This is a genomic window from Thioalkalivibrio sp. AKL19 (assembly GCF_000420165.1).
Taxonomy (GTDB): Bacteria; Pseudomonadota; Gammaproteobacteria; order Ectothiorhodospirales; family Ectothiorhodospiraceae; genus Thioalkalivibrio.
Window position 1 is genome coordinate 228,021 of the sequence record NZ_ATUK01000010.1, and the last position, 13,560, is coordinate 241,580.

General features: G+C 65.0%; 8 protein-coding genes. 2 read left to right on the forward strand and 6 right to left on the reverse strand.

The window, feature by feature from the left end:
- Positions 1 to 36: 36 nt before the first annotated feature.
- Positions 37 to 2,745: a cation-transporting P-type ATPase gene (locus F817_RS0103015; protein ID WP_024326260.1), complete on the forward strand. Its 2,709-nt coding sequence runs from the start codon at positions 37 to 39 to the stop codon at positions 2,743 to 2,745.
- A gap of 61 nt (positions 2,746 to 2,806) precedes the next feature.
- Here F817_RS0103015 and F817_RS0103020 read toward each other — a convergent pair whose 3' ends face one another.
- From F817_RS0103020 to F817_RS13690, 6 genes are all read right to left on the reverse strand, one after another.
- On the reverse strand, positions 2,807 to 4,834 hold the full coding sequence (locus tag F817_RS0103020) for a sensor domain-containing diguanylate cyclase (protein WP_024326261.1): 2,028 nt from the start codon (positions 4,832 to 4,834) through the stop codon (positions 2,807 to 2,809).
- Positions 4,835 to 4,875: 41 nt separating this feature from the next.
- A complete protein-coding gene (locus tag F817_RS0103025; protein ID WP_024326262.1) occupies positions 4,876 to 5,454 on the reverse strand; it encodes a biliverdin-producing heme oxygenase in 579 nt (192 codons plus the stop codon).
- 230 nt (positions 5,455 to 5,684) lie between these two features.
- A complete protein-coding gene (locus F817_RS0103030; RefSeq protein WP_024326263.1) occupies positions 5,685 to 6,731 on the reverse strand; it encodes an HlyD family secretion protein in 1,047 nt (348 codons plus the stop codon).
- Complete coding sequence (locus F817_RS0103035) at positions 6,715 to 8,796, reverse strand: TolC family protein (protein WP_081644442.1); 2,082 nt, start codon at positions 8,794 to 8,796, stop codon at positions 6,715 to 6,717. The genes F817_RS0103030 and F817_RS0103035 overlap by 17 nt, the downstream gene beginning before the upstream one ends.
- A gap of 1 nt (position 8,797) precedes the next feature.
- Entirely contained in the window at positions 8,798 to 10,135 is a 1,338-nt protein-coding gene (locus tag F817_RS0103040) for a glycosyltransferase (protein WP_024326265.1), read from the reverse strand.
- Complete coding sequence (locus tag F817_RS13690) at positions 10,132 to 11,553, reverse strand: diguanylate cyclase domain-containing protein (protein WP_042799063.1); 1,422 nt, start codon at positions 11,551 to 11,553, stop codon at positions 10,132 to 10,134. Before F817_RS13690 ends, F817_RS0103040 begins: the two co-directional genes overlap by 4 nt.
- Before the next feature lie 291 nt (positions 11,554 to 11,844).
- Here F817_RS13690 and ettA point away from each other — a divergent pair, with 291 nt between their 5' ends.
- Positions 11,845 to 13,512, forward strand: coding sequence for an energy-dependent translational throttle protein EttA (gene ettA / locus F817_RS0103050; RefSeq protein ID WP_024326267.1), 1,668 nt, complete (start codon positions 11,845 to 11,847; stop codon positions 13,510 to 13,512).
- The last annotated feature ends 48 nt before the right edge of the window (positions 13,513 to 13,560 follow it).

Here is a 13,560-nt window from a genome sequence, read left to right on the forward strand (position 1 = left end):
CACCGACTGCCTGGCCATCACCTCTCCGGGAGACGCATGAGCGATCGCACTCCATCCCCCGACTGGCACGCACTGAAGACCGACGAGGCATTCCAGCGCCTGGAGGCGAACGAGCGCGGGCTCGCCTCCACCGATGCGCAGGCACGGCTACAGGAGACCGGCCCCAACCGCCTGCCGGAGACCGCGCGAACGGGTCCGGTCCAGCGCTTTCTGCTCCAGTTCCACAACGTGCTGATCTACGTGCTGATCGCCGCGGCCATCGGCACGGCGTTCCTCGGTCACTGGCTGGATACCGGCGTAATCCTCGGGGTGGTGCTGATCAACGCAATCATCGGCTACATCCAGGAGGGCAAGGCGGAGAAGGCGCTGGACGCCATCCGCCAGATGCTCTCGCCGAAGGCGCAGGTGCTGCGTGACGGCCAGCGCCGAAGTATCCCCGCGGAAGAGCTGGTCCCCGGCGACATCGTCTACCTGCAGGCGGGTGACCGCGTCCCGGCGGACCTGCGCCTGACCGGGGCGCACAATATGCGCATCGACGAGGCCGCGCTAACCGGCGAATCGGTTGCCAGCGACAAGCAGACCGCCCCGGTGGAGCCGGAGGCCGACCTCGGCGACCGCGTCTCGATGGCCTACTCCGGCACCCTCGTGGCCTTCGGCCAAGGGCGCGGCGTGGTGATCGGCACCGGGGCCGATACCGAGATCGGCCGCATCTCCACCATGATCGGTGAGGTGGAGACCCTGACGACGCCCCTGCTGCGCCAGATCGCGCAGTTCGGCCGCTGGCTGTCGGTGGCGATCGGCGTACTGGCCGCGGCCACCTTCGCCTTTGGCTTCTGGGTGCGCGACTACGACCTGGTGGAGACCTTCCTCGCGGCGGTCAGCCTCGCGGTCGCGGCCATCCCCGAGGGCCTGCCGGCGATCATGACCATCACCCTGGCGATCGGGGTACAGCGCATGGCCGCGCGCCACGCGATCATCCGCCGCCTGCCGGCGGTGGAAACCCTCGGCTCGGTCACCACCATCTGCTCGGACAAGACCGGCACCCTGACCCGCAACGAGATGACGGTGAAGAGCATCGTCACCACCGCGGCGGAGTACGAGCTGACCGGGGTGGGCTACGAGCCGCACGGCGGGATTACCTGCGACGGCCAGGAGGCCAATCCGGAATCCGACCCGCTGCTCGCGGAGATTCTGCGCGGCATCCTGTTGTGCAACGATGCCGAGGTCTACCCGAAGGACGACGCCTGGACCATGGAGGGCGACCCCACCGAGGGGGCCCTGATCACCGCGGCGATGAAGGGCGGGCTGGACCCGAAGGCGGTCAACGAGCGCTATGTACGCGACGACGTGATCCCCTTCGAGTCGTCCTACAAGTTCATGGCGACCCTGCATCACGATCACGAAGGCGGCGCGTTCGTCTTCCTGAAGGGCGCGCCGGAACGCGTGCTGGCCGTCTGCAGCCAGCAGCGCACCGCCGACGGCGAAGAGCCCCTGGATGCCGAACACTGGCAGCAGTGGATGGACGGCGTCGCCGCGCGCGGCCAGCGTCTGCTCGCCCTGGCCACGCGGAGCATGGAAGATCATCGCCGGGAGCTGGAGTTTGCCGACATCGAGGACGGCGGGCTCACCCTGGTCGCCGTCTGCGGCATCATCGACCCGCCCCGCGACGAGGCCATCGAGGCGGTGGCCCACTGCCAGCAGGCCGGCATCCGCGTAAAGATGATCACCGGCGATCACGGCGTCACCGCGCGCGCCATCGCCGACGAACTCGGCATCAACACCGAGGGCGGCGTGGTGGTGGGCCACGAGCTGGAGAACGCCACCGACGAAGAGCTGGAGGAGCAGGTCCGCCACGTGGACGTGTTCGCCCGCGCCACGCCCGAGCACAAGCTGCGCCTGGTGCGCGCCATCCAGAGCCATCACGAGGTGGTGGCGATGACCGGCGACGGCGTCAACGACGCCCCGGCGCTCAAGCGCGCGGATGTCGGGATCGCCATGGGCATCAAGGGCACCGAGGCCGCGCGCGAGGCCTCCGAGATGGTGCTGGCCGACGACAACTTCGCTTCCATCGCCAACGCGGTGGAAGAAGGCCGCACGGTCTACGACAACCTGAAGAAGGCCATCCTGTTTCTGCTGCCCACCAACGGCGGCCAGGCCTTCACCATCGTCGCCGCCATCCTGCTCGGCCTGACCCTGCCGCTGACCCCGGTGCAGGTGCTGTGGGTGAACATGGTCACCGCCGTGACCCTGGCGCTGGCGCTGGCCTTCGAACCGACCGAGCCCGGCGTGATGCAGCGCCCTCCGCGCCCGCCGCGCACCCCCCTGCTGTCCGGGTTCCTGATCTGGCGCGTGGGCTTCGTCTCGGCGCTATTGGTCGCCGGCACCTTCGGCCACTTCCTGTGGCTGGAACAGCAGGGCGTGACCGACGAATTCGCCCGCACCGTGGCCATCAACACCCTGGTCATGGGCCAGTTGTTCTTCCTGTTCAACAGCCGCTACATCCTGGAGCCGTCCTGCAATCGCGAGGGCCTGTTCGGCAGCCGCCCCGTGCTGATCGCCGTTGGCGCCCTGATCCTGCTACAGGGCTTGTTTACCTACGCCCCACCGCTGCAGTTCCTGTTCGGCACCACCGCCATCGGCCCGGAGGAATGGGCCCGCATCCTCATGTTCGGGATCGTCCTGTTCATCGTCGTCGAACTGGAAAAGGCCTTCCTGCGCCACCGCGGCTTCAACCCGCACCAGTAAGTCGGGCCGCTGCACAGAAATGCCATCACCACGGAAAATCCGAGCTGGAAGGATTGCGGCTTCAACCCGCGCTGACTTCGACCCGGTTGCGCCCGCCCTCCTTGGCGGCATACAGGGCCAGGTCTGCGCGCTTGACGATGCCACGTCTCTGATCACCCTCGCGGTATACCGCCACGCCGAAACTGGCGGTCACACTGCCGTAGTCACGGATCTCCAGGCCCGCGATCGCCGCGCGCAGCCGCTCTGCCAGGCGGGTTGCACCCTCGAGACCGGTGTTGGCAGCCAGCACGAGGAATTCTTCACCGCCCCAGCGACCCGCAAGATCGGCGTCGCGCATGAAGGTCGAGACGGTCCGCGCCACCGTGACCAGCACTTCGTCCCCGGCATCGTGACCCCAGGTATCGTTGAAGCGCTTGAAATGGTCGATATCGAACATGACCAGCGCGCAAGGTCGCCCGTAGCGTTCGGCCACGGCGACCTCCTGGTCGATCGTTTCCTCCATGCGGTAGCGGTTCCACAGGCCGGTGAGATGGTCACGGGTGGCCAGGCGCTCGAGCCGCTGATTGAGCTTGCTGATCTCGCCGGCCGCGATCAGCACGGCCAGATCGCTGGCCAGGTCGGTCGCCGCGCGTAACTCCGTCGATTGCCACGGGACACTCTGTCCGCGCACGGTCTCCTTCCAGGAGGCGAAGCTCGCGCGCGGCGAAATTCGCCCACTTTGTCGGTCGAGTGTCTTTTCGGGGTTGCCCGCCCAGAGGCGCGTTTCGGCCTTCTCCGATCGAAAGAACATCAGCCAGGCGTCGCGCGGATTCCGGATCGGCAACGGTACCGCCAGCAAGCCCGAGGCCCGGGCGGGTTCGCAGAACCTTCCCAGTTCGGTCCGGCCGAGTTCGCGCGATGACCAGGCCAGATCGCCGGAGTGATGCCTGTTCAACCAGACGACGATCCCGTCGATCGATTCCGCATCCGGCACCGTGCCCACGCCGGCGCTCTGATCACCGGCGGCCAGAACCGCACCACTGGCCCGGAAGATCCGCAACCATTCCTTGCCGTGGCTTGCCAGCAGTTCTTCCGGTTCGGGAAACGCCCCACGCTGATCGACCAGGACGTCACGACTGTCGTTGGCCCGTTGAATCAGCGCGGCCTCCTCGCGGGCCTGGACCAATTCGAGCTGTACACAGGCCGTCTGTACCATGGCACCCAGGGCATCACGCAGCGCCGGCGACAGGATATTGCGCCCCGCTGCGTGGCAGGCCAGCAACCCCCACAACCGTCCATCAAGGTGCAAGGCGATCGACATCGAGGCGACCACGCCCATGTTGGCCAGGTAGGTGGCATGGATCGGTGACACCGCCCGCAGGATGCCGCGCGAAAGATCGAGGGGAGAGGCGTCGGCCGGGTCGCTCGCCGGGACGAGGGGCACGGCTGCCGCCGAAGCATCCGGGATGTCGCGCACCCGCATGATGCTGTAGAGCTGCCGCACCTGGGCGGGAATGTCGCTGGCCGGAAAGTGGTGACCCAGGTAGGTGTCGGCACCGTCGGCCAGGCTTTCGGCAACGACGCTGCCGTTCCAGTCCTCGTCGAACCGATAGATCATCACCCGATCGTAGCCGGCCAGTTCGCGCACCAGGGCGGTGAGCGCCCGCAGCAGCCCGTCACGGGTCGTATAGCCGGACAGCTCGGTCTGCCAGTCGGCCATCGCGCCGAACAGCCAGCGCTCGGGATCGCCCGAAATCGGTTCGAGCTCGACCACCACGCGCGCACCGCTGCGATACGAGAGCAGGCGAAAACGCTGCGACCGGCCACGGCTACGCAGCGACACGATCAGCGCACCGTAACGGTTCCGTGAGTCGAGCTGGATGCGGATCTGATCGAGCCAGCGGCGAGTGAACAGCCGCTCGGGTGTCACGGCAAGGGCATCGGCCGGCGCCACACCGAGGATGGATTCGAGGTTGGCGCTGACCTGGCGCACTTCCTGGAGCTGCTCATCCATGGCAACCAGCGCACCATGCGGCTGAATGGCTCCCGGGATATGTACCGGCTCGCGGTCGCAAGCCTCGAGCGCGGCATCGAGTTCCGGCTCGTCCATATCCTTACGTCTCCTTCGCGGAGTGACAGCGGGCCGTTAATTTACCGCATTTCGACAGCATGTTTCCTGCCGTCGAAGGCATCCAGCTCCGCCTTGTAGTCGGCGAACGCCGCTCGGGCACCCGCTACAGCCTGCGCGAGAGCGTCCTCGTCTTCCAGTTCGCGCTCGAGCGTCGCCAGCAAGCGACCAAAATCGTCGGGCACGATGGTCTCACCGAAAAAACGGCAAGGCACCGTATCGCCCAGGCTGGAATGGATGCACCGGGCAATCAACGGACTGCCCTGACGCGATCCCTCCAGGACGTAAACCCGGCCCCACCAGGCCGCACATCCATCCGAAGGACCCGGCGGCGTCGGCGAGACCGGCGGAACGGGCCGACCCAACTCGACCAGGTCCGCTTCCAGTCGCGCGAGACGTGGTGACAGCTCCAACCCCGACTCCTCATGATGGCGGCTTGCATGAACCTGCCGCTCCAGTCGGGCATGCGGTCGGCACATGGCCGCAAGTGATTCCGTGTACTGCGCGCGGGTGAGATCACTGCCGGTCAGGCGCCGCATCAACCGATGATGGTCCAGCGCCTTGTGCGCCGCCGCCGTGGCCCTACGCAAGGTCTGGTGCACGCGCCGTAGATCATTCCCGCTCATCTTTTCACAATAGCAGTTGACGCCGAGAAAGCGCGGTCAGGCATCCTGGCTTTTCGCGCCGGTACTCGTCGGACCCGGTTTAATGACCCCGGATCCAGGTGGAATGAAATAATGGGGCCGCAGCCACCCCTCTCTCAGGTCCGGTCCAGAGAGGCGCATCCGCCCCCGTTTGACGCCCGACAAATCGAATCCCTCCGCCCAGCGGATCAGAAGTTCACGCGCACCGGCAGTCGATCCACGCGCCAGACCTCCGGAAGAGCCTCCTCCGGCTCCACGATCACCGGCACGGCACTCTGACCATCGCCAATACCGGTGCGCAGCTCGGCCGGCAGGCGGTTGGCCGCGCCAACCGTGTCCCGAACCACGGCACGCAGCTGTGTTCGGTCGGGAAGGACAAGGGAGACCTCCCGGCCTGGCACAATGCGGCGTTCCAGATGGCGCGGCTCGATGTAGGCCACAATCCGCAGGCGGGTGCCGCTATAACGCAGCAATGGCGTCCCGACCGTAACGAACTGTCCCGGCTCCGTCAGAAGCTCGGTGACTACTCCGTCAAGATCGGCCTCCTTCACCAGCAGCGTCTGCTCCTGCTCAAGCTCGGAACGTTCGGACTGGAGTTGGTCATAACGGATCTGCAGTGTATCCGGCCAGGTCTCCACGGAATCCGCCTGCGGCAACCGCTGCCGCTCGCCCTCGAGCTCCGCCAGGCGCTCTTCGATCCGGGCGCGCTCGGTCCGTACCGGCATTACTTCCCCCTGAGAGGCGGATCCGCGTTCGATCAGCCGGACGAGGCGGCCCTCGTGGTCGCGCACATCCCCGAGGTTATCCTCCAACAGACCGATCCGGTAATCTAGGTCCGCCCCCTGCTCGCGTCGTGTATAGGCCACCCGCTCGCGCGATTTCGCCAACTCATCCTCGACCTGCCGCAGCTTCCCTTCCAGCTCAGGGTTGCGCTGCACCACAACCACGTCGCCCCGGCTCACGCGATCCCAAGGCTCGACCTCCATCGACTCCACGAAACCCGGCACCCGTGCCAGCAACTGATGCTGGGGATACCAGATCATGGCCGGAACCTCGGTCGATACCTGATCGCTGATCAACGAGTACAGGAAGTAGATCACCGGACTCGCAACCAGCAGCAGGATCAAGTACCAGCGCAAGCGGAATGCCGCCCGCCGGGCCGGACCATAACGGACCTTGATCCCCCCGTCGCGCCCGGACTGGCGCCGGTCACTGCTGTCAAAGCGAATTTTCATCAGCCCACATATCCTTCAAATCGGAATAGCTCTGTACGGCAATGGGAATGTGCCGGCGATCCATCGGTTCAAGCGCCGCGCGCAGTCCCGAATGCATGGCGTTCCAGCCAGCCTGGAACCAGCTGTTCTCCGGCGGGAGAGCACGCTCCACGCTTTGCGCCAGTACCCACTCGACTCCGGCCGTGCGTTGAAGGATTGGCTCCAGCCGTGCTTTCAGGGTTTCCGGGCGGGTGACATAGGCCATCAGCGCGATCTCGTCCACACCACGGTCGGAAAACTCGCAGGCGAGGCAACGATCCGGGTTTCCGAAGTCTCGAGGATGGGCACTGATTCCAATGCGCCAGGGGGATGCCTCGGCCGCTGCGGCGACGGTCTTCAGCCACTGCTCCAGCAGCCAGTCGCGTTCATGGGCATCGGGGTCGAGTTGGTCGATCTCGATATCGAGATGCAGGTCGAAGAATTCGAAATGGGCCAGGGCTTCGATAATCTCTACCAGGTCCTGCCGGTACTCGGGCAGGGTCCAGGCAGGTTCACCCAGCAACAGCCCCACCGACAGGCCGCGCTCCTGTGCCTGGCGCATGAATCCGTCCAGCGGCTCGGGGGAATCGGCATATCGCTCGATCTGGCTTCGATCCAGGGATAACCAGACATGGTCCACACCTGCCCGATCGATCACCGACCAGAAACGCGTATCTTGCCCGGCGATAACGGGTGCACTGCGCCAGAGATAGACGCGCACCGGACCTTCGAGGGGATGGATCGCGTCGACATCATCGCCCAGGACCTGCTGCGCCTGCTTCACCCGCTCCAGCTTTCGGGGCTGACCGGTGGCAAGCCGGTCGCATTCGATCTGCGCCTGCCAGATCTCCAGCGCCGCATCCAGCCACGCCGTGGCGGAGCGATAGTACTCGGCACGCGCCGGCAGCAGCTCCTCCCAGGGCACGGCCAGGCCATCGTCAGTCCGATCTCGCGCGATCTGCAGGTTGCGCTCGGCGCGATCCAGCTCGGCCGTTACGCTCCGCAACCGGCGCTCATGGACGGCCAGGCGGCGCTCCGCAAGATCCTGGCGCTGCTGTGCCGCATGACGGGCATCCGTGCGGAGGTGCTGCAGACGACGCTGCTCCGCTTGCAGCTCACGGCGCAACGGGCTGTCGCCACCGAGCGATCTGAACGGTATGGAAACCGTCCAGACAAACTCCAGCCCGCTGCCCATGCGATTGACATCGTCCTCGTACCGCGATGTATAGCGCAGCTGAAGGTTGGATTGCAGCGCGTCGAATCGAGTCAGGCGTTCACGCTCGACGGCAGATTCCAGCTCGGCTTCGACTGCTCGCACACCCGGCGCTACGTCCGTCTCGGGAGGCGGGCACGTCCTCTGTTCAGGATCAAACCACGCCGGCGCGTCCGCCACGGTGACCCGGCGGCCTAGCAGACCTTCCAGCTCCAGTCGCGCCTCTTCCTCGCTAATGGCGGCCTGGTCGGCATCTAGGCGCGCGTCGTCAAGCTGCTGCCGCAATCGCCCGATTTCATCATCACGCATCAATTGCTGTTCACGCCGATCCCGCATCGTCTGATCCAGATCCGCCTCGACCGAGAGCATGGCCCGGCTCAATGTCTGAGCCTGTTGAGCGTGCCAGGTCCGAGCATATTGCCCGGCAATGTCGCGGCGAATCTCCCGCAACTGCTGCTCGTAGCGGTAACCCGCGGCGCCGGCCTCTCCACGGGCCCGCCAGATGGCGCGTCGCTGCTGCTCGTCACTGCCCAGCAGGGGGCGCTGCACACCAACGGTGGCCTGTGTACCGGCGTAACGCCGCTCGATGCCGGCTGCCACGGGCTCGTCGAAGGTCCCCGCACCCGCACTGCCGAACAGTTCCCAGCCGTGCGCCTGGTACTGGCGATCTTGCTGCGCCTGGAAGCGCTCGACCTCGGCCCGCTCCGCCAGTAGCGCAGGAGCGGTGGGCGCCTCTTCCAGCAGACTGGGCAGACGTTCACCCGCCAGGGCACCCTGCCCGGCGACCAGGCAGAACAGACAAAGTACAGAACGAATGGGAAATCTTGGGATCATGTCAACGCTTGCTCTTGCGCAGTACCCACCAGGGTGCCATGGAGGATTCCTGACTGGAGTGACGCCACCATTCGTTGATGATGGCCACCAGCGACCAGACCCGCATGAGCATCGCAAAAAACGGGAACAGCGGAATAAGCCAGGCCAGCCGGAGATCGCGCCCCCGGCGTTCGGAGATAAACACCAGCGCGGTGACATACATCAGCGCTGTAAGTACCGCGTACAGGCCCATAATGATCACGAAAGTTGCCACCACGACCGCCGGCGCCACCATGACCACCAGCCAGAGCGTGTACAGCACGATCAGTACGGGCATCACCATCTGGAACAACATGCCGTACCAGACGCCGAGAAGTACGTTCCAGAAGCCCATCTGCCGAATCGAGAAGGCGTTTCGGTGCTTCCGGATGTACATGTAGAACAAGTCGCCATCCCAGCGCAGGCGCTGGAGCAGGAAACCCTTCCAGGTCGCCGGACAATCCGTGTGGCCCATCGCTCGCGGCTCGAACGCAATGCGAAAACCCGGGTGACGCCCGAAGTACTGCTTGAGGCGGAGCGTCAGGTCGAGGTCCTCGGCCGAACCCGTTGTCCAGCCACCGATCTTGCGCACCATCTCCGTCCGGAACACACCGAACGCCCCCGAGATGTTGTTGATCCCGTGGAACTCCCCCAATCCAACCTTGGCCAGGTGAATGGTGATCATGTATTCGAGCGCCTGGAAACGGGTCAACAGGTTTTCCCGCCAGTTGCGAACCCGCAGCGACCCCGCCACGGCAATCACGTTGGGATCGCGAAAGTGCCCGGCGGCCTCTGTCGCCATCGTGTTGTCGAACGAAGTATCCGCATCCACCGCAAGCAGCACTTCGCCACGCGCCATCTGCAGACCGGCGTTCAGGGACGAAACGCGGCCCCCTCGAGGCGTCTTTGGCACGACCACCAGTTTTCGACTGGCAAAGCGCTCGACCTCGGGCCCCATCGCGCGCAGGGCCATGAGGGTCGCTGGATTCTGGTCCGAGCCATCCACCACCGCGATGATCTCGATCTGACCGGGATAGACCTGCTCCAGCAGGGAGCGGACGGTTCCCCGAACCGACTTACCCTCCGAATAACAGGTGACAATGCAGGTTACCTTCGGGGTATAGGGATAACGCATGGGAACCGCATAGATTCGGCGCGTGTAGTACCGCAGCACCCCCAACCAGATCATCAGGTTCAAGGGCAGCTCCAGAAACACCACAAAGGGAATGAACATGTAGGCCAGCGCCAGTGCGTTGGTCTCCTGGAAAACTCCCCCAAGGATCTCGACGATCTGTACGAGAAACTCCAGCACACCATTCATTGCGAGCGCGATACCAGGCGGGCCATCACCGCCGCGGCGTCCTCGGCCTCGCTCATACCCATCGAAGATTCGTGATAAACGTGCCCCAGACGATCCAGGGGGGTGCCGTCCACGCTGTCCTCCAGTAACTGCGACAAGCGCCCCGCCAGGACATCCACTCCAGTCGCCGAGGTTTGCGGCAAAAGCAGCCAGATGCGGTCATCTGCCGTTCGTGTCACGAGATCCGTGGCTCGCACCAGTGCCTTGACCCGCTCGGCGAGGGAATCCACCAGCGCCGCGCCCGGCCCGTGCCCGAGGGTATCGATCACGCGGGCGAGTCCATTCAGGTGCAGCAGGATCAGGCCGAACCGTATCTCGTCATGGCGCTGGCGCAGCTTCAAACTCCAGTCGCAGAAGAACTCGAAGTGTTCCGGCGACACGTAATTGATGTCATCAAAGACCCCGTACAGGTCGCCGACATCACCGGTACGTGCCACCAGGCGGCCGGCCTCCGACAACCGATACCGGTAGATCCCGAGCGGCTCCAGGGCATCGGGATCGTGAGCCTGACCACAGGCCATGCACCGCGCGAGGACCCGCCCATCCATGAACATATGCTGGCAGCTGCCGCATACATGGTTCTCCAGCGGCCGGTCATAATCTTCTCCAATATGCCGCAGCGTGGCGTGGCAGTTCGGGCAACTGAGCATCCCGTTGTCCTGGAACAGCCGCTGCGGCCCCACATGCCCGCAGCTGAAGCAGTGCAACCCGGGTTCAGTGCGAATATCGAGGGAGTCACACTCCGGGCACACATCCACAAAACTCAGGTGGCCGTGGCGGCACCCCGGACAGAGGCGAACGCGATCCACCAGGTCCTGCCCCTCCACCAAACGGCGCTGCTTCAGGCCACGCAGCCAGAACTCGGAGGTGTCGTCCTCCAACAGCACATCCAGCAGCGGATAGCGATACAGCTCCGGAGCCGTCCAGTCGCGTACTGGCTGGAGGCTCATGTGAGAATGACTCCACAACATCGCCAGAAGGACATCGTCCTGACTGCGGAAGGGCTGGCCACCGTGCGCGGACTCCAGACGGGCGCTCGAAGTCAATGCCCGTTCAGACGGATTCTCGACGGCCTCGAATGCCCCGTCCGCGAGTGCGCGAATCTCTGCCCCAGCATCGCCCCGAGTCCAAACCAGCTGCATTCGCCACTGCGGATGCCGGCGGATTGTCCGGATCAGGTCCAGCGGCTCGGGCAATGACTCAAGATCCACCACAAAAGCCAGCTGCGCCCCGGGCTCCGAATGCTCGGCGAACTCTTGGAAATCTGCATACTGACGGGTGGAGGCTATCGCACTCAGCCCTTCCGAAAACCCGGAGCGCCGGGAAAATGCCACGATCCGGAAGGGTTCTCTGGTCTGCTGCTCCGACTGCTCCGACATCGAATTCCCTGTTGTTGTACCCAATCAAGGGTCCCCCACTACGGGTAAGTTATCAGTCTCACAAGCAATCTGAAACGTGACAGGACTCACATCTTAACTGCGTTCGGCAAAGGGAGTCTGATCCGGCGCCTGCAACCAGCCGCCGAGCTCCCGGCCGAGATTCGACCCACGAGACAAGCCGCATCGGGTACGCCCAGGCACGAATCCACCCGCACCTGATGGTAAAGTACACGGCCAAGCACGCCGGCATCCGGCCGCCCCATCCCAAACCGCATTCGTCGCAGGAGCACCATGGCGCAGTACATCTTCACCATGAACGGCGTGGGCAAGATCGTCCCGCCGAAGAAGTACATCCTCAAGGACATCAACCTGAACTTCTTCCCGGGCGCCAAGATTGGCGTGCTGGGCTACAACGGCGCGGGGAAATCCACCCTGCTGCGCATCATGGCGGGCGTGGATACCGACATTGTCGGCGAGGCGCGCCCGCAGCCGGGCATCAACATCGGCTACCTGCCGCAGGAGCCGCAGCTCGACGAAAGCAAGGACGTGCGCGGCAACGTGGAAGAGGCCGTGGCGCCGGTCAAGGAGGCCCTTGCCGAGCTGGACCAGGTGTATGCGGCCTATGCCGAACCGGACGCCGACTTCGACGCGCTGGCCGCCAAGCAGGGCGAGCTGGAGGCGAAGATCGAGGCCGCCGACGGCCACAACCTGGAGCGCAAGCTGGAGGTTGCCGCCGACGCCCTGCGCCTGCCGCCATGGGATGCCGACGTGAAAACCCTGTCCGGGGGGGAACGCCGCCGCGTGGCGCTGTGCCGACTGCTGCTGTCCAGCCCGGACATGCTGATCCTCGACGAGCCGACGAACCACCTGGACGCCGAATCCGTGGCCTGGCTGGAGCGCTTCCTGCAGGAGTTCCAGGGCACCGTGGTCGCGGTCACCCATGACCGCTACTTCCTCGACAACGTCGCCGGCTGGATCCTCGAACTGGACCGCGGCCAGGGCATCCCGTTCCAGGGCAACTACTCGCAGTGGCTGGAACAGAAGGAAAAGCGCCTGAAGCAGGAAGAAAAGGCCGAGGCCGCCCGCGTGAAAGCGATGGAATCCGAGCTCGAGTGGGTGCGCTCCAACCCCAAGGGCCGCGGGGCCAAGAGCAAGGCACGCCTGAAGCGCTTCGAGGAAATCGCGTCCAGCGACTACCAGAAGCGCTCCGAGACCAAGGAGATCTACATCCCACCGGGCCCGCGTCTGGGCGACAAGGTGCTGGAGGTGGAAAACCTGTCCAAGCACTTCGGCGACCGCGTGCTCTACCAGGGCCTGTCGTTCTCCGTGCCGCGCGGCGCGCTGATCGGCGTGATCGGGCCAAACGGCGTGGGCAAGACCACGCTGTTCCGCATGATCGCCGGGCAGGATCAGCCGGACGACGGTTCGATCGAGCTGGGCGAGACCGTTCAGCTGGCCTATGTCGACCAGAGCCGCGATGCCCTGCAGGACGAGAAGACCGTCTGGGAGGAGATCTCCAATGGCCAGGACATCATCCAGGTCGGCAACTTCCAGATGCCGTCACGCGCCTACGTCGGCCGCTTCAATTTCAAGGGCACCGACCAGCAAAAGCGCATGAAGGAGCTCTCCGGCGGGGAACGCAACCGCGTGCACCTGGCCAAGCTGCTGCAAAGCGGCGGCAACTTCCTGCTGCTCGACGAACCGACCAACGACCTGGACGTGGAGACCCTGCGCGCGCTGGAAGAGGCGCTGCTGGACTTCCCCGGCTCCGCGATCGTGATCTCGCATGATCGCTGGTTCCTCGACCGCATCGCCACGCATATCCTCGCGTTCGAGGAAGACGGCAACGTGGTGTTCTTCGAGGGCAACTACCAGGAGTACGAGGAGGACCGCCACAAGCGCCTGGGCGCCGCGGCCGACCAGCCGCACCGGGTCAAGTACAAGCGACTCGCCTCCTGATCCACCCCGAAGGCCCGGCACCCGCCGGGCCTTCGCCTTTCCGCGCCC

What these genes read in the sequence shown, in the direction of transcription:
- F817_RS0103020 (WP_024326261.1), bottom strand. Translation starts at nt 4,834, where the DNA reads ATGGACGAGCCGGAACTCGATGCCGCGCTCGAGGCTTGCGACCGCGAG.
- F817_RS0103035 (WP_081644442.1), bottom strand. Translation starts at nt 8,796, where the DNA reads ATGATCCCAAGATTTCCCATTCGTTCTGTACTTTGTCTGTTCTGCCTG.
- F817_RS0103030 (WP_024326263.1), bottom strand. Translation starts at nt 6,731, where the DNA reads ATGAAAATTCGCTTTGACAGCAGTGACCGGCGCCAGTCCGGGCGCGAC.
- F817_RS13690 (WP_042799063.1), bottom strand. Translation starts at nt 11,553, where the DNA reads ATGTCGGAGCAGTCGGAGCAGCAGACCAGAGAACCCTTCCGGATCGTG.
- F817_RS0103040 (WP_024326265.1), bottom strand. Translation starts at nt 10,135, where the DNA reads ATGAATGGTGTGCTGGAGTTTCTCGTACAGATCGTCGAGATCCTTGGG.
- ettA (WP_024326267.1), top strand. Translation starts at nt 11,845, where the DNA reads ATGGCGCAGTACATCTTCACCATGAACGGCGTGGGCAAGATCGTCCCG.
- F817_RS0103015 (WP_024326260.1), top strand. Translation starts at nt 37, where the DNA reads ATGAGCGATCGCACTCCATCCCCCGACTGGCACGCACTGAAGACCGAC.